Raw genomic sequence first — 23,866 nt, 5'->3', positions numbered from 1 at the left:
GTCTAGATATGACAGGTAATGAGGCGCGTGTCGCGTATCCCGATCGGGTTGACGCCTCGGTTGCTCTGCAGAGGGAGTCTCAATGAAGAAAATCACGGTCAAAGGACGTATTGTCGAGCTGGATGGCGACGAGATGACCCGTGTCATCTGGAAAATGATCAAGGATCAACTGATCAGGCCGTATCTGAATCTGGATCTGGACTACTACGACCTGGGTATCGAAAACAGGGACGCCACCGATGACCGAGTGACCATTGAGGCGGCAAGGGCCATCCAGCGCGAACACGTAGGGGTCAAATGCGCGACGATAACTCCGGACGAGGCCAGGGTCAGGGAGTTCGGTCTGAAGAGGATGTGGAAGTCGCCCAATGGAACCATACGCAACATCCTCGGCGGCACCATCTTTCGTGAGCCGATTGTGATAGACAGGATCCCCCGTCTTGTTCCCAGCTGGACCAAGCCCATCGTCGTAGCCCGCCATGCCTTCGGTGACCAGTACAAGGCGACTGATTTCAGGATTCCAGGCAGGGGAAGCCTGACAGTGACCTTCACCCCGGAAGACGGCGGCCAGCCGATTGAACATCTGGTCTACGACTACCCCGGTGCCGGCGTTGCGCAGGTCCAATACAACCTTGACCAGTCAATCGCCGATTTTGCCCGAGCCTGCCTCAACTACGGCCTCATGCGGCATTATCCCGTATGCCTGAGCACCAAGAACACCATCCTCAAGGCCTATGACGGCCGCTTCAAGGACATCTTCGCCCAGATATACCAGGAGGAATACCAGAAGCGGTTCGAGCAGGAGGGACTGACCTACGAGCATCGGCTGATTGACGATATGGTGGCTTCCTCCCTGAAATGGCCTGGGGGCTATATATGGGCCTGCAAGAACTACGACGGCGACGTGCAATCCGACTCGGTGGCACAAGGATTCGGCTCGCTAGGACTGATGACCTCCGTTCTGATGACAGCAGACGGGCGCACCGTCGAGGCGGAAGCCGCCCATGGCACCGTCACACGCCACTACAGGCGTTGGGTCAAGGGCGAAGAAACCTCCACCAATCCTATTGCCTCCATCTATGCCTGGACGGGCGGGCTCAGACAGCGCGCAAAGATGGATCGAACACCCGACGTGGAACGGTTCGCCCAAACCCTCGAGAATGTGGTCATCAGAACGGTAGAGTCGGGGAAAATGACCAAGGACCTGGCGGCACTGGTAGGACCAACCCAGACCTGGCTGAACACAGAGGATTTCATGGATGCCCTGGCCCAAGGACTCGCCGTCCGAATCAGTCAGGACCAGGACTGAGTCCGTACCCACCAGCATCGGGGAATGCCCTTTGGGAATGAATGTGAATTGAACTACTGCTTTTGCCATCCGGCCCTTGCCTACCCATACAATGGGAATCCGAGACCCGGCCCTCGCCGGGTCCGAGTTGAATCTTAGGGAGCGGATGTGAAACGGTCGGGCGGTAAAAATCGTGCAATCAGTATCCTGTCATTGCTGGCTTCCCTGGCTCTGGTCCTGGCGGCAGGGGCCTGCAAAGACCAACCGACAGAACAATCGACAGCCGCGTCAACCGTCACCAAGGCGGCAGACAGAGGAAACGTTGCCATCTTCACCCCCGCTGACGGAATCACCCTCTCCCAGCACACCCCTCTGAACAAGTGGGCCGCGCTGGTCCCTGAACTCGAAAAAGGGCTGTCCAAACACCACATCGACGGCAAGAAGGTCTCAACCTTCACCGATTCCAGTCTTGACGAGCAGAGCAAGAATCTACAAGACTACGTGGTCTCGCATCTGGCAGGAGGCAAAAAAAGTGGAAAGGCCGTCTCTCCTACCACCCTGGTGATTGCCCCATTCACCTCGCCTGACTCCATCACCCGGCAGTACGGCGACTACGTCAGCCAACCTCGGATCGGGACCAAACAGGACGCTGCCAAAACAAAAAAAGCTGGAGAGGCAGATACATCCCAGAACAACTCTTCAAACAACCGATCGGAAAACGGCACGGCAAGCGATTCGGATTCCGCAAACCGAAATAGCGAGGTCAAAGCCCACGACCGGCTGGTTTCATCGATCAGGCTGGCCAAGGAGGCTGGGATGCATGTGGTTCTCCTGGCAAATGACATACCCGAGGTGACACCGGACCTGTTTGTCGATATGTCCAATGCCCGCAGCATCGGTGAACTCCAGGCGACCAAGCTGGCCAGCAAACTGGAACTGGATAAGGCCAGCAAGGAGAACCCCGCCAGAATCGAGGTCCTCCTGCCCAGGATGCCTCCTGCCGGTGAAGCGGCAAATGCACAGATCGAGGAAGAGGAAGACGAACCGACAACCGTCCCTGATACTGATTCCTTCCCCAGCCAGGCCTTCGCCGGCATCTGGCAGGTCCTGGGGCCTTACTTCAAGGACGGTCGTGCTGTCAGCCCCTCAGGCCTCCTCACTGAAGAGACCACCGAGAAGGACTGGGCAAATGTGGCCTTCGATCCAGGCAAGGATGCGACAGCCACCAAAAAAGAGGTCGCAGCACGCCTCCACATGGACTCACAGGCAAAGGGCCATACGGCAGTGGATGGAATCCTGGCCATGAACGACTTCATTGTTTCCGGTGTCGTCTCGGAACTGAATGACCTCGGATACTCCGGCTCGGCCGCTGACATCAACCCCGAGATATCAATATCCGGCATTGTGGGATCCATGACAGGCAAGCAGGATCTGCATCGGAAGAGGGTGCCGAGACCGGCCCAGGGCGACGCTTCACGTCAAAGCGCAGACCCGACACGGGGCGGAACCGAGTCCTCGGGCCAGCCGACCGAGAAGGACGGGAACGCCGCAGAATCGGATGCGGACAGCGCCGACCATCCTGCTTGGCCCATCATCAGCGGTTACGGTGCCTACATCGACAACATCCCCCAGATTGTTGACGGGGAGCAGTGGATGACCGCCATCGAGGACAGGAAAGGCCTTGCTTCAGACCTGGCTACCGCCTGTGCGGGCCTGAACAAGAATGGCGTCCTGCCGGACAACCTCTCCTCCTTGGTGCAGGATGCCGGATCGGAACGCAAGGTGAATCGGCTGACTCGCCCCCTGGTGGCGGTATCGGCATCAAACCTGAAGAGCACCCTGATTGACACTAATTACATCAAGCCGGCCGAAGCCGGTCTATGACGGAATCCAGTCGATAGCCACCGCTTGGAGCAATGCCCACCAAGACCTCAGACCGGCTTCAGGGCGATGCGATGCCGGCCCAGCTTGGACATCGGATTCACATACTCCCTGTCCCTGGTCCGCAACCCCCAGTGCAGGCACCCATCATCACAGTGGTCCGAGTGCCCATGGACCGAACCCCAGGCCGTGCCGCGTTTCACTCTGTCACCAGGATGCAGATGCGTGACCGCCGGTTCAAAGGTGGAAGTCAGATTTTCCTTGGGTCCATGGCGAATCGAAACCACCGATTTCCCTGCAACCTCGCCGGCAAAGATAATCGTTCCAGCTTCAGGTGCCAGGATATCCGCATCCTGTTCGGCCGCTAAATCCACCCCGCGGTGCCCAGGCAACCAATTATGAGCGGGTCTGTCGAAAGCCCTGAGGGGTTTCGGTGCCCCTCTTTCACCTTCCACCCTGATCGGCGGTATCCATCCGCCCTGACAGCCCCGGACATCCGAAGACTGAGGTGTTGCGTCGGTGGGGTTCACCGTTGGGCTTGCCCCGTGCCGAATAGCGGTTCCAGAATTCATCGCGGCACCTAAGGAATACCCTTCGGTAAGCGCTTTATAGGAAGTGGCTCCGCACCGAGCAATCACAGTACCCTGAATCGCGCCGGACAAGCGACCTTCTGACTCCGGGAAGGGGGCAAGCAGTAGACAGAGAAAGAAACTGACGGCAATCCTCCATGACCGAAGTCCAGCAGCGCTGCGGCCGGCAGACAGGAACCCTACAACCGGCTTGATCCATACAGTTTTGATTTGCACAGTGACTCCTCAGCTTGACTATATTCCTGTCATTCTGGAGCTCCCATGAAGACCCACCTGTGTCGTACACAAAGTGTGGTCAACTATGCCTTCGACAGATTCGCCAAAATCGGCAACACTCGAAGGAAACACCTGATTGGTCCACTCGTTCTCTCCTCTTGGGTGAAGCGGACCCAGATAGGCGTACAAGGCCGATGAAGCAGGAAAACAGGACTGAGTTAGTTGAGAACAAAAGAAAAGCCGCCGGAAAACCGGCGGCCAATGTGCTCCCGCAGCTGGGCTTGAACCAGCGACATTTCGATTAACAGTCGAACGCTCTGCCAACTGAGCTATGCGGGAATATCCCGTTCAACTCTCGCTGAACACAATTTCTATATACTAGCCGCGAGGACTGTCCCTAGCAAATTGGCGTGTCGATACAGCCCGGCATGGAACTCACATGACGATTTTGTCCATGGGCATGGCCGAATCTATAGGAAAGTCCGGTGCAGAAGGTCGTATGCCGGCCCGTACCAGGTTGACGCCCAGCATGGCCACCATGGCTCCATTGTCGGTGCAGAGTTCAATCCGGGGAATACGTACCTTGATGCCCTCCCGTTCTCCTGCCTCCCGCAGCCCAGTCCTCAGCTGCGAGTTGGCCGAGAAACCGCCACCGACAATCAGGGTATCCGAATCAAACCGCTCGCATGCCGCCACTGCCTTTCGTGTCAGCACGCTGGACACGGAATCGGCCAGGGAGGCGCATACATCGTCCACGGGAATCTCACGCCCTGCTGCTTCCTGATTTTCGATCCAGCGCGCCACAGCCGTCTTGACTCCAGAGAAGCTGAAGTCATAAGGGTGTTCCGCACCTGCCTTGCCCTTGGTGAGACCCTGGGGCACCTGAATGGCCCCAGGGTTGCCAAGTCGGGCATGGCGGTCGATGTGCGGCCCTCCCGGGTAGGGGAAACCGAGCAGGCGGGCAATCTTGTCGAAGCACTCACCGGCGGCATCATCCAGCGTGGAACCAACTACGTCCACCTGCCTGGCGATATCCCGGACATGCAGGAGGGAAGTATGCCCTCCGGAAACTATCAGGGCAAGGGTATTATCCGGGAAAGGTCCAAATTGAAGCTGGGTGACTGCGATATGCCCAATTACGTGGTTGATGCCGTAGAGGGGCTTCTTCGCTGCCCAAGCCAGGGCCTTGGCACCGGAAACACCGACAGCCAGGCACCCCGCCAGCCCAGGGCCGGCGGACACCGCTATAGCGTCAACCTGCGCCAGGTCCATATCCGCCTCACAAAGGGCACGGGAGACCACAGGCACGAAGGATTCGGCATGTGCACGGGAGGCGATTTCGGGGATGACACCGCCATAGCGGGCATGTTGGTCCATGGATGAGGCCACCACGTTGGAAAGCAGGTTATCACCCTGAATCAAGGCGGCAGCGGTCTCATCGCAGGTTGATTCGATGCCCAATACCACCGGCTCACTCATTGTCCGTCTCGCTTTCCGTTCCCGGGTCATTCCTGTCTCCGCCCACTGGGCCGATACGCTTCGTCAGGTCCTTTACCATCGTATAGGCGTCGACTCCTTCCGGCTGATAGTATCCCCGTCTCAGGCCGATTCGCTGAAAGCCCATATCCCGATACAGATTCAACGCAGGGTCGTTGTCCACACGGACCTCAAGGAACATCCGATTGGCTCCTTGCTTTCGGGCCTGCTTGATGAGCTCCGCAAGGAGGGTCCTGCCCAGTCCCCTGCGGCGGGCCGAAAGAGCCACACCGAGGGTAAGCAGTTCAGCGTCTTCCCCATTGAACCAAAATCCTCCGTAGGCCAGGATATCCCCCTCCTCGTCCCAGGCCAGATAGGTCCGGGCAGAGGCATTCAGTTCCGACTGAAGCACGCCAAGGCTCCAAGCGGACTTGGAAAAGATCTCCTCCTCCATGCGGGCCAGGACCGGCAGGTCCTGTTCTTTCACCTGACGAAGCATCAGGATTTCACCACATGCTTGAGGGGGTTGGGGACGGACACATCCGGCCTCCGCAGATAGAGCGGTTCAACCAAATCACGCCCCGGGTTCGCCGAATCCCGGCTTCTGGCACAATCAACCATGAGGGCCAGCCCGGGAGCACCGCTATCAAGGAAGGACTCCCCCGAAACAAGGGCTTCGGGTAGCCGTGCCCGCCAGTTGTCCTCATACCGCCTTGCTCCGTGACCACTGATGACCACCTGGACCTCTTGTCCTGCGGCCTTCCGATCATCGACAATCCCGGAAACCCGTTCAGCTATCGCATCAGGATAATCGATATCCATCGGAGCAAGCGAACGGACGGAGTCGAACTCCTCACCAAAGTCATCAAAGAGCTGGAAATACAGCTGGTGCCTGCGAGCATCATTGACGGCCAGGGTCAGTATCCGCACCCCTTCACCCATCCGGGCCTGCCCGGATGTTGTTTCACCATATGCGGCAAGGGCCTGCTTATAGGCGAACCTGGCCTGCGGAAGAAGGATGTCCTGTCCCAGCAATTTCGCACCAGTGGCATAGGCCAGGGCCTTGGCCGTTACTATACCGGCCCTGAGACCGGTGAACGGTGCGGGACCAAGTCCGACCACAACCGTGTCCAGGTCGTCGGGAGCCAAGCCCGCATCGGCCATCACTGCGGCGATATTGACCTGAAGATGCTCCACATGGGATCTGGAATCAGTTTCGACCCTGGGCTCGCGGCCCAGGACACCAACCGTCGAGCCGAACGAAGTATCAATCACCAGGACCGATCCGGTCGCCTCATCCATGGAGTCATGACCCTCCTGGCCACTCATGCCTGAACCGCCTTCCGCAGAGACCTCATTCTGGATTTCCATGACGAGCCTACTCCACGCAAGGTAACTTCACGCTTTCCTAGGCTGGTCGGGGGCTGGTCGGGATTTACTCCCCCCTCCAGGGGGCGGTCGATGATGACCTCCAGACGCTGATTCGCCAGCACCGATGCCATCTGCTCCCCCCATTCCATCAGCACAACCGTCTCCTGGCCCGGCTCTTCCAACTCTTCGTCCAACCCCAGGGATTCCAGCTCATCGAGCAACCGATTCACACTGTCCTCCCCGGGGTCGTATCCTTCCCCACCGAGACGATAGGCATCCACGTGAATCAGGTTGACCGGTCTGCCATCATTCAGACGGCCGTGGAGTTCGCGAGCAATCGTAAACGTAGGTGAAACCACGGACCCGTCCACCTCAAGGCCCTTGCCCAATCCCTGCGCAAAGGTTGTCTTCCCTGCCCCCAGAGGCCCCGACAGCAGCACAACATCACCGCCTCGAAGGCAGTCGGCCACCATACCGCCGAGCTCCTGCATGTCTGGACTCTCCGGGACGGACAGGCGCATTTCATCGATTTCGGCACCCATCAGTTTCAGACTCATGCCCTTGCCCTCCCCTTGGCGGCAATGAGCTCCACAGCCCGCTCCAACGCATACACAGCGTCACCACCGTTGGTCTTGCACTCTTCATCGGCAGCTGCCAGGGCTTCGAAGCAGGTCGCCAGTCCGTCAGAGGTCCAACCGCGCAGTTGCCTTCGGGCGTCACGCAGCTGCCAGTATGCGGACTTGGCTTCTGCCTGACTGATCGTACCCGCCTGAATAGCCGCTTGTTTGCCCAAAACCCTGAGCTTCAGAGCCAGGACACCTATCAGTGAGATGGGATCGTTGCCCTGCTCGATTGAGGACCGGAGCGCGACCACAGCCTGGGCGCTGCGACCGGCCAGGGCCATGTCGGCTACTGCGAACCCGCTGACGGCAGGATTATCCGTCAGATATGCGTTCACGGTATCCAGCGTGAGTGGATTCTGGTCAAAATCATCGCATAACTGGGAGCACATGGAAGCCAGCTCGGGGGTCCGCTCCCCCAGGACGTCCACCAGCTGCTGGGCCGCCCGTGGTTCCACCCGTCTTCCGCGTTGTTCGAAGCGGGAAAGCACGAAGTTGACCTTCGCATCGAACTTCTTCAGGTCCGGCACCTGCTCCTTGACAGCTCCACCCTTGGTCATCTGATCAAGCAGACGTCTACCCTTGTTGCCTCCGTCATGGCGGCAGATGAGGATGCTGCTGTCTTGCGGATTCTTGACGGCTTCCTTGCAGAAGGCGATGAGCGTTTCACCCAGGGACTCGTCGGCGAGTTGCATATCGTCCAGAAGAACGACGGCCCGATCACTCAACAGGGAGGGGCTGACCGCCTCATCGAAGGTATAGGAGTCGCAGGTGGAAGCGTTAAGCTCCATGAATTCACAGTCCGGATTTGACTGACAGGCTTTGGCGCAGAGTTCCTTGACACGTTGCCCGTTAAGGAAGGTATCTCCGCCGACAACCATCATGACAGGCGCATTTCCCTGTTGAGCTTTCGTCATGATTCAAATCTCCCCGTATCGCTGGACATTGCGGGAGGTGTTCAGCTCCCCTTGTCGGGATTGCCTCGGGAAGCGAAACGCATCGAGGATACCTGCTCCCGTGTCTGACGAAGCCACCGTTCCGCCTTGAACCAGGTGGAAGGTCTGAACGGTACCCCGACTCCTTCCATGTCGCCCTGATCAGGATCCAGCCCAAGCAGCCCGGTGAATCTGATCATGTGTACACAGAGGAGGATGCCAACCTCGACCAGCACCAGGGACAGGATGCCGAGACCACCCGGAGGCCAAGCCAGCGTGCCTATGTTGGATTCTCCCAACCAGGTTGCACCAACCTCCATGACTCCGGTTCCCCATGAGGACACCCAGGCCAGGAGGTGCCCAGCCTCCGGGCAAAACCACGAAATCATCATCCCGGCCAGGCCTGAGATGGTGGCAAAATCCACAACCGGGGCAACAATCAGATTGGCCAGGGGTGAAAAGAGCGATATCTGTTGGGACATGAGAATCTGTATGGGAAGGGTTCCGGCCTCGGCTGCCAAGGTCATTGCCAATGGCCCGGCCAGCAGAGTCGGCATATGGTCCACCAATCGATCCAATATGGCTTCTCCAAGCATGCTGATACCCAATACAGCGGCCGCAGACAAGGCAAATCCGAAACTGGAAGCCATGGACGGTTTCAACACCAGCGTCAGGATGACGCACCATGAAAGGGCATTGATGGATTGAGAACGCCTCCTGCATGCCGTGGCCATGGCAGCCATAAGCCCCATGGTCTGGGCCCTGAGCACGGAATCAGAGGGAACCATGATCAAGCCCAGACCCAGATAGGATCCCGCCAGAACCACACCCGTAAGCAAGGGCGGCGAGCGCAGAGCCCGCATCAACCGAATCAGTCCTGCAGCCAGAATCATGAAGTGCCCGCCGGATACCGCCATCAGGTGGAGAATGCCTGACCTCCTGAAGTCCTCTTTCAACCTGGCTGCATAGACAGGTTCCACCACCTGTGCAGGCCTGCCATCGACCCACTCGTCGAACACTATGCCTTCACTACCCAGCATTCCCATGGTCAACCCGGGTACCAGCACCCTGCCTTGGTCGCTCAGCGGCCGAGTCTGCGCCAGGAAGGACTCCTGCATCCGATTGACCAGTCGGTGCAGGAAGCCGGGGCGTTCCAGTTCCTCAGCCTTGGCCCCCTCTTGTACCTCCACCCACAGGGGCTCCTGACCGAACGCGGCCGCAACCAGAAGCCCGGATACCCGATACCGTCCAGCCATGGCCATCTGGCATGACTTCCCTCTTGCATATACGACTGCCTCCTCGGAAGTGGGCGTACCGACACCGTTTATCACGATGAAGTTCATGCCCAACTTCGCCCGACAATCCCATCCCCTTCGTTCCGATACCTTCACCGGCGACACCAGTCGACCTTGAATCTCCGCTTGGGCCTTACCACTCATGACCTGTCTGTATGCAGGTCCTGCCTGTTCGGAGACCTGCGAGACCAGGGTGACCACGGTCATGACCATCATTGCGCCACCCACGACCGCTATTCCAGGAAGGCGGGTCCTGACTCCACTCAGAAACCTGTCCAAATCAATGTTCCGCGCCTCCATAGCGGTGGAACGTGCCTTGTTCCTCCCCTCGGGTGACTTCCGCCTTCGGCCGCATGCGAATAGAAAGAGCCCCAGGCTGAGCATGATCGCCAGCAGTAATCCGGTCATGCTCCACCAATATCCGCCCCGCAGGCCCTGGTTGGCGAGTCCGTCCATTTGAGCAATTCGTGCGCTCTTCGGCCCCGGCCTGTCCAGTCCGGGATGGGCTCGACGGAAGAAGGTCCGTACCAGGAGAACCGTTATCCAGGCGGTACAGGCTACTGGGAGGAGTCTCCAGTCCCGACTACCTTGCTCCCGCATCCGGTATTCGGTTCCATGCCCTATAAGCGATAATCGGCATACCAAGGAGAAGAGGCCGGCGCTCCGCCCAGGTTGCCGCTTCACTGGACCACCAGGAAGGGTCGCAGCTTATCGAGCGTCTTGGGCCCTATCCCCGGTATGTCCAGCAATTGATCCACCGAGGAGAATCGTCCTGTACGGTTGCGGTGCTCAACGATACGTTGAGCCATGACCGGACCTATCCCCTTGATTCCCTGCAACTGGTCGGCAGTTGCCGTATTGATATCAACCCGGCTCCCGGAGACTCCCCCTTGTGAGGTTGGTGTCCCGGCTCCCGGTGCCTCAACGGCGTCCGAAGGAGAGGCTGGCCCCGGTACGTTTTCGGCCCCCATCGCACCGTTCGCGGTTGCAGCGGGATCAATCCCACCCGCCGGCTCTGAGGCGAGGCCTGAGCCACCTGCCGGGGTCTTGATGCCTTTACCTGACCTCTGGCGCTTCCCACCTACAGGTTTTCCACCCGTCGCCCTGTCCGCAGCTTCGCCTGCCTGCGGTGCCGAACCCGCAAGCGAGATGGACTGCTGGACGAAGAGTGTCAGACTTGTGGCGAGAGCAAGGACCAGAACCAGGATGGCAGCCAGGGCATGACTCGGTTTGAAAATCAGCCTGGGGCGGTCCCTGATGATTCCGGCCGGCTCCGCTTTCGGGAGGGAGGATAGGGGCCGGCCAAGCAGAGGCGGCTCCGGAGGAGGCAGCCGGGGAGGCATCTCCTTGGTGTCAGGATTCCCCGACCTGTGTTCACCGTGGACCGGGACCGGAGGAAGACCCCGTCTCCTGGCCCGCCGACCGTCGTATGCAGGATCTGTCTTCATTGGCCCATCCTGGCATGCAAAACCCCTCCCCGGTGTCGGGAAGGGGGATGTGGTCGAAGGTGGACCCGGTCAGGAACCGAGTCCACTCAATCAGGCGCTCCGCTGCCGGGGAATCCTCAGGCCGGAACCACCGATACGATCTTCGGCGCCTTGACGATGACCTTGCGCGGTTCCTTACCGCCCAGACGTTCCTGGATTGCCGGTAGGGCAAGGGCCTTGGCCTGGAGTTCCTCAGCCGAGATGTCGGGGCTGACCTCAAGCTTGCCGCGGACCTTTCCCTTGACCTGGACCACAGCTGTTACGGTGTCCTGCCCAAGATAACCCTCCTCCCAGGTAGGCCAGTCGGCATGGGCAATGGACTCCTGGTGACCAAGTCTGCTCCAGAGCTCCTCGCAGATGTGCGGGGCAATGGGCGAAAGCATGAGAATCAGGGGCTCGACGGCCGCTCGTGGTGTTGCCTCGAGCGATGTCAGATGGTTGTTGAGCACGATCAGCTTGGAAATGGCCGTATTCGGCCGCATTCCCTCCATCTCGATGGTCACATCGTGGATGGTCTGGTTGAGCAGCTTCAACGTCTTTTCATCCAGCTCGCCCTCCTCCACATGCACCTGACCTGTCGCCTCATCAACGACGTTGCGCCAGAGCCTCTGCAGGAACCTCATACCTCCTACGACGTTCCTGGTGTTCCAGGGGCGCGACTCGTCCAAGGGCCCCATGCTCATCTCATAGAGCCGGAAGGTATCGGCCCCATAGGTGCGGTACATGTCGTCCGGGGTGATGATGTTCTTCAGGCTCTTGCCCATCTTGCCGAACTCACGGTTGACCCGCTGTCCCTGCCAGGTGTAGACGGTTTCCCCATCTTCCTCGCTCTCCTCCACCTCGGCGGCCGGGATGTACTGTCCGCGCTGATCGGTGAAAGCGTATGCCTGGATCATGCCCTGGTTGAAGAGTCTGTGGAACGGCTCCTTGGAGGAGACGAAGCCCAGATCGTAGAGCACCTTGTGCCAGAAGCGGGCATAGAGCAGGTGGAGAACGGCATGCTCGACGCCTCCCACGTAGAGGTCCACGCCACCTGATTCTCCAGCCGTGTCGTTGTGATTGGGCCCCAGCCAGTAGTCGAATTCATCGGATTCCACCATATGCTGGGCATCATGCGGGTCGATATACCTCATGTAGTACCAGCAGGAACCAGCCCAGTTGGGCATGGTGTTGGTGTCCCGATGATAAACCTTGGGGCCATCGCCCAGGTCCAGGGTCACGTCGACCCAGTCCTGGTTTCGGCTGAGCGGAGCCTCGGGATTCGACTCGGAATCCTCCGGATCAAATGTCTTGGGCGAATAGTCCGGCACGTCAGGCAGGGCGACAGGCAGCTGGTCGTCGGGAATCAGGTGGGGCAGTCCCTGGTCATCATAGACAACCGGGAAGGGCTCACCCCAGTAGCGCTGACGGGAGAACAGCCAATCGCGCAGGCGGTAGGAGACGGTTCCCTTGCCGACTCCTGTCGATTCCAGCCAGGCGGTCACCTTTTCGATGGCCTGGTCAACGCGCAACCCATCGAGACTGAGGGCGCTCCCCTCCTCCTCGGTGGCTTCGGTTGAGGAGTTGATGACGATGCCGTCATGGGAGACGAAAGGCGCCTTCCCCTCGAATTCGGCCAGCTCCTGACCTGAACCCGGTAGGGGCTTGACCGTGTAGATGACCGGCAGACCGTACTTCGTCGCGAAATCGTAATCCCGCTGGTCGCCACCCGGAACAGCCATGATTGCTCCGGTACCGTAATCCATCAGGACATAGTCGGCCGTGAAAATCGGAAGGCGTGCCCCTGTGATGGGGTTGACTGCGTAAAGACCAGTGAAGAGACCTGTCTTCTCACCGGCCTCATCCACCCTGTCCTTGGCTGTCTTGGCTTCGGCTGCCTGCCGATAGGCCTTGACAGCGGACTGCGGGTCAGGGTATCCGCCCTTCCAGTCCTCGGCGATACCCTCAGGCCACTGGTCGGGTACATGCCTGAGGAGGTTATGTTCGGGCGACACCACGGCGAAGGTGGTCCCGAAAAGAGTGTCGGGTCTGGTGGTGTACACCTCCATGGTCTCCTCGCCGTCCTGGACGGGAACCTTGAAGAGCACCGATGCACCATGCGATTCGCCGATCCAGTTGCGCTGCATGAGCTTGACCTTTTCGGGCCAGTCCAGGATGTCCAGATCCTCGACCAGACGATGCCCATACGAGGTGATCCGCATGGACCACTGCTTGAGCTCACGCTGGTAGACCGGGTAGTTGCCACGCTCCGACCGGCCCTCGGCCGTCACCTCCTCATTGGCCAGGACCGTACCCAGACCGGGGCACCAGTTGACCGGCGACTTGGAGATGTACGCCAGCCGGTGGTCATTGAGAATGTCCGAGCGCTCGGCCTGGTCGAGTTCATCCCATTTCCGGCCGGGATGACCCGGAATGGGGCGAGAACCGGATCTGAAGGCATCCTCCAGTTCACTGATGGGACGAGCCGAGCCCAGCCCTCCGTCCTTGCGGCGATAGTCGGGGTCATACCAGGATTCATAAATGCGAGAGAATATCCACTGGGTCCACCGAACATAGTCGGTGTCAATCGTGGCAAAGGAGCGGCGGTCATCGAAACTCAGTCCGAGCCGATGAAGCTGCCAACGCATGTTGGCAATGTTCTGCTCGGTGGTCACCCGGGGATGCTGCCCGGTCTGGACGGCATACTGCTCTGCCGGAAGACCAAAGGCGTCATACCCCATGGCATGGAGAACGTTCTCCCCCTTCATCCTGTGATAGCGGCTGACCACATCCGTGGCGATGTAACCCAAAGGGTGCCCCACGTGAAGTCCCTTGCCCGAGGGGTAGGGGAACATGTCGATGACGTAGTAGGGTTTGCGGCCATCGGCGTTCCTGCCTTTGGAATCCTTCAGGTCCCCAGCCACATTCGCGGCCCAGAAGGTGCCGTCCTGGTCCCATTCCTTCTGCCAGTGCTCCTCAATGGTCTGCGCCATCTGTGCATCGTAGCGGTACCTGGGTTGATCGGGTTCCTGGGGCCGGTCCTGGCCCCTGTTCTCATTCGCGTTCATAAGCTGAATTATCGCCATTCACATGGACACGAGCCACCTGAGGTCCATTTGTCGAGTCAGTCCGGCGACCGGGGCCGGCCCGAACCACTTGCGTCGCGACGAGCTCACGCCCCCATCAGATTCAATATTGGGTCGTGAGCATCACATGCCCACAAACCACTGCCCGTCCGATCACTCTTGCGAAGGCGCCCCGTCCAACCGGTCTGGGCGGCGTGCAGCGGGGTCCGTCTTCAACCCTATGCTCCGGGCGGCACGCATAAGGGCCTGCTTCCATACCCCCTCGCTCATCATCTTCTCCAAGGCTGCGTTGATCGTTGCCACCAGTTCAGGGTCGTCCTTGCGTACGGCGATACCGTAGTGCTCCTGGGTGAAGGGGGCTCCCACCAGTCGTAGCTGATTGCCTCCTCGCACCTTGGCAAGGCCGGCCAAGGCAAAATCGTCACCACCCACGGCATCGGCATCTCCACTCAGAAGGGCCGTAATACACTCCGTGAACTGGTCTCTTTCCTCAACCTGAGCATTGGGGGCATGACGACTGACCACCTCGGCCGTGGAGGAGCCCCTGGCCACACAGACCCTCTTCGTGTCCAGGGAATCAACGCCTGTTATCTCATTCTGTTCACGCCGGACAAGCAGATCCTGACCGGCAAGCAGGTAAGGCCCTGCAAAGTCCACCAACTCCCGCCTGGCGCGGGTTATGGAATAGCCGGCCACGACCAAGTCGACCTTGCCTTCGACGAGCATTCGCTCACGGTCGACGGGCCGAACCTCCTGCCAGACGATTTGGGTATGGGAGTACCCGAGTTCATGGACCACATACTTGGCCACATCCACGTCAAACCCCTGATGGTCTCCTGACTGGACGAACCCAAGTCCCGGCTGGTCAAAGGAGACACCGACATGGATCTTGGGGCCTATCGAGCTGACATCGTATTGCGCCGCTGATTGCCCGCAACCTGCCAGGGGCAGTGCCATTACCAGGGCGACCAGGGATGCCAATAACTTGCGAGCTTTCATGGTTCTCCTACTTGAACATCTTGGAACGGGTCAGGAACCATGTGACCATTCCGGCGACCAGCATGGAGACGACGACCACCACCGCGAACCCCCAGGGCTTGTCGGTGAAGGGCATGCCGAACATACCCTCGTTGAAGTTCATGCCATACATGGAGAAAATCAGAGTGGGCACCGACATGCTGATGGAAATAATCGTGAAAATCCTCATGACGTTGTTCACGTTGTTCGACACGATCGAGGCGAATGCATCGGTCATGCCTGAAAGCACGCTGGAGTATATGTTGGCCATCTCGATGGCCTGCTTGTTCTCCGTGATGACGTCCCCCAGAAGATCCTCGTCATCGGGATATTGCTTGATTCGTTCCAGGCTGGTCAGCTTTTCGAGGACGATTTCATTCGACTTGAGGCTGGTGGCGAAGTAGACCAGGGTCTTGTTCAGCTCCAGGAGCATCAGAATCTCCCGGTTCTGCATGGAATGGCGAAGCTTCAACTCCAACCTGTCGGACTCCCGGTCGATGATGCGCAGGTAGCGCAGGTACATGGTGGCGTTCCGGTACAGTATCTGCAGGATGAACCGGGATTTCATGAAGGTGTTGAATCCGCGAATGGTCCCCTCCATGAAGGGGTGGAGGAGAACGGTGTCCTGCATACAGACCGTCACAATCAGGTTCTCGGTGACGATGATCGAGAGGGGGATGGTCTCATAGTAATCGCGTCCGTCACGTTCTTCGGCCCGAGGAATGTCAACGATGACCATCGTGTAGTCGTCTTCGGCATCAACGCGCGAGCGCTCCTCGTCATCCAGCGGTGCACGCAGGTCGGCCAGGTCGATACCGGTGCTTTGCGCCACATTGGCAAGTTCCACATCGGTCGGTGCTGAGAGGCATATCCAGGAGCCCTTTTCGCCCTGTTTGATTTGCTCAATCTGACCATTCATGGTGCTGAATACCCTCATCATCGCCATCACCGCCTCTCGCTCACCACCGTGCTCGTCTGCAGAAACCGATACTAACAAAGCCCCAACCGGTACCGATACCAATCATGCAGAATAGTCGTAACCACCCCCATCGCGAGTCCACGGGGAGGTCGCCCCGCGAAACTCGGGGCATCACCGGCGTGCACGGAGCAGGAAGTGACGGCCCGTCACCCGTTCCATGGTTTCAGAACGCTTTGGGGAATCCTGGAGGCGTCAAATCTGAAGTGACCCGTGATGATGCGGTGGGAATCGGATCCCAGGTAGTCGTTCTCACGGTGCTTCTGGGCCATGTTGTGCAGGAGGAGCGGCACGCCCTGCTTATCACGCCGGTCGGAAACCATGCCTATGTGCCATGAAGTGTCGAAGATGACGATATCCCCCTGCTGCCACTGGTCATGGGCTGCCGTATCGGTGGTCAGCTCCTGGGCATACCTGCCGAAAAACACGCCAAGTACATTGGTTCTGCGGAAGTCGATATTGGGATCAGGCCGTGTTATGACACCGGAATAGGCCGTAGGGTTCGCGGCGATATCCGCATCGACCATGGCCTTGAGATCGTAGCCGGCATGGCTGAAGTCGCGCCAGATTTCGTCGGTACAGGCTCCCCTGTCGTCGGGAGGGTACCCTCCCTGGTAGTAGCCGGTGTCATACTTGCGATGCCGCTCGGCCCCCTCGTGGGCGCCCTGAACCAGGTCGGTATAGTCATCGATACCGTCATTGTCATAATCAACGCTTGATTTCAACCGGGGGTAGGCGGCGGTCTGTTTAAGCGACAGGCCGGGCGTATTGTCCTCCTCCTTGTCGGATTGTCCACGACCAGCCGTCTCGGCCGTCTGGTCGGAGGTTGTGTCGAGACCACGATTGCGGAAAGCAGGCAGACCATGAACCAGACAGGCTCCAAGGATAACGAGGACCACAATGGCGGCAAGCCAGACCAAGAAGTGGTTCCCACTATGCCTCGGATGGTTCCTTCGGGCGTTTGATTCCATGGTTACCTCACTCGGTTGCGCAAAGGTTGTCCTGCCCGATAGCGACGCAGATTATCCAGGCATATTTCGATGATCTTATCGACGTTTGATGCCAGATGGGCCCCTCCGGCGACGTGTGGGGTAATCAGGCACCGCGGCTGAGACCAGAGGGGATGGTCCGCAGGAAGCGGCTCCGGTTCCGTCACGTCGAGTCCAGCACCCAGGATACGTCCGGCTTCCAGGGTTTCAGCCAAGGCCAGGCAATCGACGGCATCTCCTCTGCCTGCATTGACCAGGACGGCGTTCTGCTTCATCAGGGCCAGTCGCTCCTTGCTGATGATGTGGTGGGTTGCCGCCGAAGCCGGCAGAGCCAGGGCCACGATATCCATATCAGGCAGAAGCTGATCCAACCGGTCGGTTCCCGCCATGTGATCAAACCCGTCCACTTGCTTGTCGGGATGACGGCGGATGCCATAGGTCGTTCCTCCTACGGCCTTGACCAATCGGGCGAAGCTCGATCCCAGGTCACCCGTTCCCAAAACGAGTGCCTTGGCTCCCCGCGGCGAATAGACGGCTCCCCTGGGCTTCCATAGTCCCTTGTTCTGGTTGTCCCTGTATGCGGGCAGGTCCTTCATAAGCGCCCACATCATCGCGAACATCTCCTCGGAAACGGACTGCCCGTAGGCTCCCGAGGCACTGGTCAGAAGGGCGCCGTCCGGCATAAGGCCAGGTTGGAGATATGCGTCCACACCTGCACTCAAGGTCTGGAGCCATGCCAGGTTTTGGCAATCGGCCACCTGGTCGGCAGGCGGATTGCCGAAAATGATCGTTACCTCGTCCCTGTTCCCTTCCGGCAACCGCATCGGCCACTGCATCCGTCCACGCTGGGCAGGATCCAGAACGAATATCTGCCGCACACCGTCCGCGGCCTCTATGAACTCCCCCCGCTCCTCATCGGTCAGCGGCAAGCAGTTCACAATCAGCGGTTCCGTCGCAGCGCTGTAGGCCCTCAACCTGTTCCCCATGGCTACGGCACCACCTTTCTTGCGATACATCAGGATTACGACCATGTACCTGCACGCTCACGAATCGGCGCAAGTGCCTGCTGTATGCCCCATCCTATCGTAGAAGGCCCTGCAAAGCCCTGATTCGGTCACTCCAATACCGGCTCTGCGCTACTTGTTTGTCCAATCCTTGGAAAATCAAGGCAACACACTGATTTGCTCACTTCTGCGACCTTGGTGTAATATAGCCAAGGCTTCACAAGCACGGGGCTATGGCGCAGCTGGTAGCGCGTCTCCATGGCATGGAGAAGGTCGGGGGTTCGAACCCCCCTAGCTCCACAGAAGTCAGCCGTCCGATTCAGTCGGGCGGCTTTTTTATATCGGTAACTCCTGACACCATTCTGTCGGACAGTTATGTGAGCTTCAATCTCGTCACCCCATCCTCAGCCAGCGTGAAGTAGCCGACCTTGAACCACTGACGTCGCATCCCATCCAGGCTCTGCCTGTGAGAGTGGCCTCATACATACAGAAAAGGCCACAGGCTCCACGCCCGTGGCCTTTCCATCAGATGGCGAATCAGAGGTTCTTGCCCACCTCGTCGGCTGCACGCAAGGCGTTGGCCACGTCGACAGGGGTCACCTCGAAGGGCATGTTGCCCATGGTCTCGTCGGGGCCACAAGCGAGCTCGCCGACACGGAGCAGGTCCTCGTCGGTGGCATCTCCTATGCCGATCTCTTCCAGGGAGGTCGGCAGGCCGACCTGACGGAAGAAATCGTAGACCTCTGCCGTTTCGTCCAAGGAGCGATCCTCCAGGACGAACTGGGCCAGGGTTCCGAAGGCCACCTTTTCGCCGTGAAGCATCTTGTGGGTACCTTCAAGAGCGGTCATACCATCATGGATGGCGTGTGCCGCAGCCAGACCGGAGCTTTCGAAGCCCAACCCGCTGAGCAGGGTGTTGGCCTCGATGATGTTCTCCAGGGCGGCGGTACGCACACCGGCCTTGGCGGCAGCGACAGCCTTGACGCCATCTTCCAGGAGGGTGTCATGGCAGAGCTTGGCCAGGGTGAAGGCTGCGTTGGTGGCGTGGCCGCCGGTCATGGTCACGGCGTTCGAACGAACGCAGGCCGCCGCCTCATAATAGGTGGCAAATGCGTCACCAAGGCCGGACACCAGGAACCGCACCGGAGCCTTGGTGATGATGTCCGTGTCCATCAGGACAACATCGGGATTGGCAGGCAGGGGAAGATACTTGTCGAAAACACCATCTGGACGGTAGAGAACGGACAGGCGCGAGCACGGCGCGTCGGAGGATGCCGCGGTGGGCACAATCATGACAGGCAGATTGGCATAGAAAGCCACTGCCTTGGCCGTATCCAGAGTCTTGCCTCCACCGATGCCGATGACCACATCATTGGATCCGATGTGCTCGCGATGACGGTTGACCTCTTCCGAGGAACACTCGCCCCCAAACTCCATGAGCTGGTAGGGCGTCCCCTTCGCATCAAACGATGAGACGATCTGATGGTGATAGAGCTTGTCGATCATCGGATCGACGATGATATGGGCGCCCTTGGAGCCGATGGCCGCATATTCGTCGGCCAGTTGTCCCATGGCGCCTTCTTGCTGGATATAGCTTCCGGGAGAGCAGAGAACCTTACGCATACAGTTCCTTTCGTAATAACATCCATCGGTCGAACCGACGTTGGTCGCTTAAGGGGATTTCGTTATCCACCTAATTCGGACCATACCGTCAAGCCGTGACTGGAGATGACCTCACGAAGGACGAAACCGTCTTATTGTGCCGTTTTTTGAGGTGTCGGCGTAGAGGTCGAATCGGGAGAATCTCCTGGAGAGGGGGAAGTCTCCGGAATTTCGGGGGTCTGGGAAGTGGATGCTGACGGACTGGGCACCGGCTCCTGCTGTGTCGGAGCAGTGGTCTGCTGAGGCGTCTGGGTCTGCTCATGACTGGGCTGATTGGTCACACCGGGCTGACCTGGTTCACTCTGATTCCCATGGGTGTGAGTGGTCTCCGACGGTCTGTTTTCCTCGGGGGTCTGCACGACGGTTGATGGACTGACGACATTACGCACCACATGATCGGTGCCTTCACCCTTGGTCAGCAGGTTGATGGCAAGAGCGCTCAAAATGACCGCCACCAGGGCGCTGACGACGGAGACGATGACGATGTTGCGCTTCCTGCGTTTGATTTGCTCTGCGGAAGAGTTCGCCACATGGTCACCCTGGACGGCGCCATCAAGGCGATCGGCTGCCGTAGGGACTTTTCCACCATTGGAGGAGGCCACGGTCCTACCGGTCTGCGACTGCCCCGTCCCTGCCGGAACAGGCTCCATGACACTGGTGCCACCTATATCCGGATCAGACGGCGACAGAACGGTTGTTTCACCATCCACCTGACCGCCCACAGGACGGAGCACTGTCGTTTCCTGCCCGACCTGGGGAATGGGCCTGGTCTCCTGACCTGCATAAGGGTCGTGATGGCCTCCCTGGGCAACCCGGGGAGTGACTTCGGTTTCCTCTTTTGATGCCATGCTCGTCGACCCCCCGGTATCGTCACCTTCGTCTCCGCCGATGACGGTCTCCTGCAACTTCTGCCCCGAAGCCTCAAGGACGTTCTTGTACAACTGTGACGCCACCGCAGAAACGATGGAGCCAATGGCCACACCGATGATGGACCCGGCCACGCCGATTTTCGCAGCCAGCCAGAAGGAGGTCATGGCAGCTAGGGCTCCTGCAACAATCTGAGCCCACGATATGTCATGGAAGAAATTCTTCAAACCCCGGCTCCTTCATACCCATCAACCGTACCTACTGATGAATCATGATATCGCCGGCCTGTGTCGGACGTGTGATAGGCGCTCCCGGCACACCGGTTGCACTCGCGCAAGGCCGAATTCGAACCGAGCAGAATGCGGAACCCTCTCGTATCCTGCCGCATGGTCCAGCGGTCAGTCCTGAACCACCAGACCCATGGGACGATCCCAGTCGCCACGCATGGCTATGGCCGGCCCCCTGTTGAAATCGATCATGGACCAACGCAACTGACCGTCCAGCATGTCCCTGGCCACCAGCCTGGCCCAATGCGCGTTACGCATCGTAACCATGCCCACGTACTCAGGATAGGTCCTGGCCATACCCAGAAGGGCTTGGAGCGACTGGGAGATGAACGACCCATGGGAGAAGACGAACAGGTCGGTATCGGCATCGGCCGACCGGGTCCATTCATTGATGGCTTCAAGTCCGCGCCGACCCACCTCGATCTTGGACTCGGCACCGTGGTTGAGCTCACCGCCTCCGCCGCTCATCCATGAGGCATAGTCCTCAGGCCAACGCTCCATGGCCTCTTCGGTACTGACACCTTCCCAATCGCCGAATCCGCGCTCGCGCAGACGGGGATCGGGATGGACCTCCAGCCCCAGGGGGTCGGCAAAGGCCCGGGCCGTATCCATGGCCCGGCCCAGGTCGGATGCGATGACCAGTTGCTTCCGTCCCTCGGGAGCAGTATCGACATATTCGCGTCGCAGCTCCTCGGCAGAGCGCTCAACCTGCCAACGACCGACCGTGTTCAGGGGGATGTCGATCTGCCCCTGAACACGGTGCTTGGCATTGTAATCGGTCTGCCCATGCCTGACCAGGGTCAGGGAACGCACATGCGGAAGCGAACCGGCTCCCCCGCTCATGACCGCTTCCCCTCATCCTCTTCCTGACGGGCGAACCGACTGCGCATGTCGGCATCGTCGAATCCGGCCATCAGGGAGTCGGAATCCTCCTCCTCGGACTGGTCATCATCCAGGGTGAATTGATGCTCCAGCTGGAGGTCAACCTGAGGGCAGTCCTTCCAAAGGCGCTCAAGGTCGTAGTACTTCCGGGCCTGCTTGTGCATGATGTGGATGACGAAGTCCCCATAGTCCAACAGGATCCACTGCGCCTCTTCGACCCCCTCACGAGAGCGGGTGTCGCGCCCACACTGGATGTGGAGCTGCTTCTCCACCTCTTCGGCGATGGCCAGGACCTGCCGCTCGTTTCCGCCGGTTGCCACCATGAAGATGTCGGTAATGGCGATCGGCTGGGAGACGTCGAAGGCGACGATGTCCATGGCCTTGATATCGTTGGCGGCTTGCGCGGCCACCCGTACCGCGTCTATGGAATCCTGCAATGCTGGCACTGAAACGCCTTTCAATCGGAAGTGTCCGAGGTTTCGAACACTGCTCTATGTACTGTATCCACCATTATTCCCCAAGCCTTGACCCTTTGAAAAGGGAGCCTGGCTTCAGGTCGCGGGTTACCTCGGAGGAACGACTCAGCGCTCCCACTCCGGTTTCCAGTCCTCGACCGTGTGCTGGTCGTTGGTGGAATAGACCATGGCATCGTCAGGGACCTCATGGCGAATCACTGTGCCTGCACCGGTCGTCACCCTGTCGCCGACCTGAACGGGGGCCACGAAGAGATTACCTGCGCCGACATGGACACCTGACCCTATTTCGGTCCGATTCTTGTGCACCCCGTCATAGTTGGCCGTGATGCTCCCGCCGCCGATATTGCTGTCATGACCGATATGGGTATCACCCACGTAGGAAAGATGGGGAACCTTGGTCCCATGGTCGATTTTGGCCTTCTTCATCTCGACGAAGGCTCCGGCCTTGGTGTCCTCGGCCAGGTCATTACCTGGTCTCATATAGGTCCACGGCCCGATATTGGCCCTGGCACCGATGTGGGTCTCCTGCACTCTTGAGCGTTCCACGGTGGCGTCCTGGTCGATGACGGCATCGATAAGGGTCGTATAAGGGCCAACCGTCGCATTCGAGGCGATGGTGGTATGCCCCTGAAGGAAGCAGCCCGGCAGAATCGTGGCGTCGGGCTCGATGGTTACGCCGTCCTCGATCCAGGTGGTCTCCGGATCCAGGATGGTCACCCCGGATCGCATCAGCTCGTGGCATACCCGTATGTTGTGTTTTTTGGACAGGGAGGCCAGCTGGACCCTGTCATTGACGCCTTCGACACTGAGTGGGTCAGGAGCCGTGAAGGCACCCACCGTACCCGACTGGCGGGCCGTCTCCAAGGCATCGGTCAGGTAGAACTCCCCCTGGGCGTTGCTGTCCTTGAGGCCCTTGATGGCCTGGCGGAGCACATCGACATTGAAGACGTAGACGGAGGTATTGACCTCCCTGACGGCAAGCTCGGTACCGGTGGCATCCTTCTGCTCGACGATGCGGAGCACCCGCCCATCCTGGTCCCGAATGATGCGACCGTAGCCGGTCGGGTCATCCAGACTCACGGTCAGGACCGTCGCCCCGTCTCCGGCCTGGATATGGTGGTCAATCAACCCGCGAAGGGTGTTCGTATCAAGAAGCGGCATGTCGGAAGCGGCAATAAGCACGTATCCATCGGGGTCGAGACTCCGGTCAAGCTGGTCCATGGCGCACTGGACTGCGCGGCCCGTACCGGGGCGATCATCCTGCTGGACGATACGGACCCGGTCATCATACGAACGCGCTGCGGCGGCGACCTTTTCGGCCTGGAAATGGACCACGACAGCAGTCAGTCCCGGATCCAGGGCCGTGACCGATGCCATGACCCGCTCAAGGAAGGTCTTGCCTGCCAACTTGTGCAGGACCTTGGGACGGGAGGACCGCATGCGGGTCCCCTCACCGGCTGCAAGGATGATACCGGCCGTCAG

The 23,866-nt window shown here is 59.3% G+C and carries 20 protein-coding genes and 2 tRNA genes; 3 read left to right on the top strand and 19 right to left on the bottom strand.

All coding sequences use genetic code 11. The features are described from left to right. Positions 1 to 82: 82 nt before the first annotated feature. Positions 83 to 1,309 carry an NADP-dependent isocitrate dehydrogenase gene (locus tag H3V08_RS02400; RefSeq protein ID WP_198181480.1) on the top strand — a complete coding sequence of 409 codons (1,227 nt, stop codon included), beginning with the start codon at positions 83 to 85 and terminating at the stop codon, positions 1,307 to 1,309. 192 nt (positions 1,310 to 1,501) lie between these two features. After that, complete coding sequence (locus H3V08_RS02395) at positions 1,502 to 3,172, top strand: hypothetical protein (RefSeq protein ID WP_198181479.1); 1,671 nt, start codon at positions 1,502 to 1,504, stop codon at positions 3,170 to 3,172. A 47-nt stretch (positions 3,173 to 3,219) separates the two neighbouring features. Here H3V08_RS02395 and H3V08_RS02390 read toward each other — a convergent pair whose 3' ends face one another. From H3V08_RS02390 to H3V08_RS02325, 14 genes are all read right to left on the bottom strand, one after another. Continuing rightward, the gene (locus H3V08_RS02390; RefSeq protein WP_332461775.1) at positions 3,220 to 3,543 is read right to left on the bottom strand and encodes a M23 family metallopeptidase; all 324 of its coding nucleotides are present in this window, start codon (positions 3,541 to 3,543) and stop codon (positions 3,220 to 3,222) included. 698 nt (positions 3,544 to 4,241) lie between these two features. Next, positions 4,242 to 4,314, bottom strand: a tRNA-Asn gene (locus H3V08_RS02385). A 96-nt stretch (positions 4,315 to 4,410) separates the two neighbouring features. Beyond that, positions 4,411 to 5,454: a tRNA (adenosine(37)-N6)-threonylcarbamoyltransferase complex transferase subunit TsaD gene (gene tsaD / locus H3V08_RS02380; protein ID WP_198181477.1), complete on the bottom strand. Its 1,044-nt coding sequence runs from the start codon at positions 5,452 to 5,454 to the stop codon at positions 4,411 to 4,413. After that, the gene (gene rimI, locus H3V08_RS02375) at positions 5,447 to 5,950 is read right to left on the bottom strand and encodes a ribosomal protein S18-alanine N-acetyltransferase (RefSeq protein WP_198181476.1); all 504 of its coding nucleotides are present in this window, start codon (positions 5,948 to 5,950) and stop codon (positions 5,447 to 5,449) included. Before rimI ends, tsaD begins: the two co-directional genes overlap by 8 nt. Further along, entirely contained in the window at positions 5,950 to 6,753 is an 804-nt protein-coding gene (gene tsaB / locus H3V08_RS02370) for a tRNA (adenosine(37)-N6)-threonylcarbamoyltransferase complex dimerization subunit type 1 TsaB (RefSeq protein WP_033497378.1), read from the bottom strand. The genes rimI and tsaB overlap by 1 nt, the downstream gene beginning before the upstream one ends. A 23-nt stretch (positions 6,754 to 6,776) precedes the next feature. Then, the gene (gene tsaE / locus H3V08_RS02365) at positions 6,777 to 7,364 is read right to left on the bottom strand and encodes a tRNA (adenosine(37)-N6)-threonylcarbamoyltransferase complex ATPase subunit type 1 TsaE (RefSeq protein WP_198182091.1); all 588 of its coding nucleotides are present in this window, start codon (positions 7,362 to 7,364) and stop codon (positions 6,777 to 6,779) included. Between the two features lie 11 nt (positions 7,365 to 7,375). Beyond that, positions 7,376 to 8,359 (bottom strand): DNA polymerase III subunit delta, encoded by a 984-nt coding sequence (gene holA / locus H3V08_RS02360; RefSeq protein WP_033497098.1) that lies wholly within the window; start codon positions 8,357 to 8,359, stop codon positions 7,376 to 7,378. A 41-nt stretch (positions 8,360 to 8,400) separates the two neighbouring features. Continuing rightward, entirely contained in the window at positions 8,401 to 10,080 is a 1,680-nt protein-coding gene (locus H3V08_RS02355; protein WP_198181475.1) for a ComEC/Rec2 family competence protein, read from the bottom strand. A gap of 272 nt (positions 10,081 to 10,352) precedes the next feature. Further along, positions 10,353 to 11,120, bottom strand: coding sequence for a ComEA family DNA-binding protein (locus H3V08_RS02350; RefSeq protein ID WP_198181474.1), 768 nt, complete (start codon positions 11,118 to 11,120; stop codon positions 10,353 to 10,355). 116 nt (positions 11,121 to 11,236) lie between these two features. After that, positions 11,237 to 14,206 (bottom strand): leucine--tRNA ligase, encoded by a 2,970-nt coding sequence (gene leuS / locus H3V08_RS02345; protein WP_198181473.1) that lies wholly within the window; start codon positions 14,204 to 14,206, stop codon positions 11,237 to 11,239. A gap of 171 nt (positions 14,207 to 14,377) precedes the next feature. Further along, the gene (locus H3V08_RS02340; RefSeq protein WP_198181472.1) at positions 14,378 to 15,223 is read right to left on the bottom strand and encodes a glutamate ABC transporter substrate-binding protein; all 846 of its coding nucleotides are present in this window, start codon (positions 15,221 to 15,223) and stop codon (positions 14,378 to 14,380) included. Between the two features lie 7 nt (positions 15,224 to 15,230). Beyond that, positions 15,231 to 16,181 (bottom strand): magnesium transporter CorA family protein, encoded by a 951-nt coding sequence (locus H3V08_RS02335; RefSeq protein WP_045921231.1) that lies wholly within the window; start codon positions 16,179 to 16,181, stop codon positions 15,231 to 15,233. Between the two features lie 185 nt (positions 16,182 to 16,366). Then, positions 16,367 to 17,188: a DUF1287 domain-containing protein gene (locus tag H3V08_RS02330; RefSeq protein ID WP_198181471.1), complete on the bottom strand. Its 822-nt coding sequence runs from the start codon at positions 17,186 to 17,188 to the stop codon at positions 16,367 to 16,369. 2 nt (positions 17,189 to 17,190) lie between these two features. After that, positions 17,191 to 18,192, bottom strand: coding sequence for a D-2-hydroxyacid dehydrogenase (locus H3V08_RS02325; protein WP_198181470.1), 1,002 nt, complete (start codon positions 18,190 to 18,192; stop codon positions 17,191 to 17,193). A gap of 245 nt (positions 18,193 to 18,437) precedes the next feature. Here H3V08_RS02325 and H3V08_RS02320 point away from each other — a divergent pair. Further along, positions 18,438 to 18,510: transfer RNA gene (locus tag H3V08_RS02320), tRNA-Ala, on the top strand. Between the two features lie 237 nt (positions 18,511 to 18,747). Here the strand turns inward: H3V08_RS02320 and H3V08_RS02315 are convergent. From H3V08_RS02315 to glmU, 5 genes are all read right to left on the bottom strand, one after another. Next, a complete protein-coding gene (locus H3V08_RS02315; RefSeq protein WP_033489980.1) occupies positions 18,748 to 19,833 on the bottom strand; it encodes a glycerol dehydrogenase in 1,086 nt (361 codons plus the stop codon). Between the two features lie 131 nt (positions 19,834 to 19,964). Continuing rightward, positions 19,965 to 20,966: a hypothetical protein gene (locus H3V08_RS02310; RefSeq protein ID WP_198181469.1), complete on the bottom strand. Its 1,002-nt coding sequence runs from the start codon at positions 20,964 to 20,966 to the stop codon at positions 19,965 to 19,967. 171 nt (positions 20,967 to 21,137) lie between these two features. Next, positions 21,138 to 21,869 carry a histidine phosphatase family protein gene (locus tag H3V08_RS02305; RefSeq protein ID WP_198181468.1) on the bottom strand — a complete coding sequence of 244 codons (732 nt, stop codon included), beginning with the start codon at positions 21,867 to 21,869 and terminating at the stop codon, positions 21,138 to 21,140. Then, the gene (gene rsfS / locus H3V08_RS02300; protein ID WP_033489976.1) at positions 21,866 to 22,354 is read right to left on the bottom strand and encodes a ribosome silencing factor; all 489 of its coding nucleotides are present in this window, start codon (positions 22,352 to 22,354) and stop codon (positions 21,866 to 21,868) included. Before rsfS ends, H3V08_RS02305 begins: the two co-directional genes overlap by 4 nt. Before the next feature lie 135 nt (positions 22,355 to 22,489). After that, entirely contained in the window at positions 22,490 to 23,866 is a 1,377-nt protein-coding gene (gene glmU / locus H3V08_RS02295) for a bifunctional UDP-N-acetylglucosamine diphosphorylase/glucosamine-1-phosphate N-acetyltransferase GlmU (protein WP_269748716.1), read from the bottom strand.

It is taken from the genome of Bifidobacterium sp. M0307, from assembly GCF_016100445.1.
Taxonomy (GTDB): Bacteria; Actinomycetota; Actinomycetes; order Actinomycetales; family Bifidobacteriaceae; genus Bombiscardovia; species Bombiscardovia coryneformis.
This window is presented reverse-complemented; position numbering and strand designations above follow the sequence as displayed.